Raw genomic sequence first — 426 nt, 5'->3', positions numbered from 1 at the left:
GCAGGGAGCCTGCTGGTGTCGGCGCAGGTCGGGCCGGCGGCGTGGCCTGCGGCGGGGCAGGCGGTGATCGCGGTGCCGGTCAAGCCGGGCCGGGCCCCGACGAGCCTGACCGCCGGGTCGCGGGTGGTGGTGCTGGTCGCCCCGCCTGCGGGGGGCGGGCAGCAGGCGCCGCAGCAGAACAACAGTGTGCGCCGGGCGGTGGCCACGGTCGTGTCCGTGGCGGCGGGCGCGGACCAGGTGGGCACGCAGTTGGTGACGGTGCTGCTCGCCGCGGACGCGGCGGAAGCGGTCGCGGCGGCCCCGGGGGACGTGTCGCTGGTGCAGCTCGGCCCGTCCCAGTGAGACGTGAGGCTGTTACGGCCGGACGGCCAGCATGGCCTGGGGCGTGCGGTGATCGACGGGCTAGGCGCGGTCGTCGGAGTCGAC

General features: G+C 77.2%; 1 pseudogene. It reads left to right on the top strand.

Annotation, left to right across the window (positions count from 1 at the left end):
• Positions 1 to 342 (top strand): annotated as a pseudogene (locus ACLQ24_RS30310) (SAF domain-containing protein); the annotation flags it as partial.
• Between the last annotated feature and the right edge of the window lie 84 nt (positions 343 to 426).

Origin of the sequence: Micromonospora sp. DT4, assembly GCF_049841675.1 — a bacterium.
Classification (GTDB): domain Bacteria; phylum Actinomycetota; class Actinomycetes; order Mycobacteriales; family Micromonosporaceae; genus Micromonospora.
Note: the sequence above shows the minus strand (reverse complement) of the source record. Positions and strands in the feature narration are given on the sequence as shown.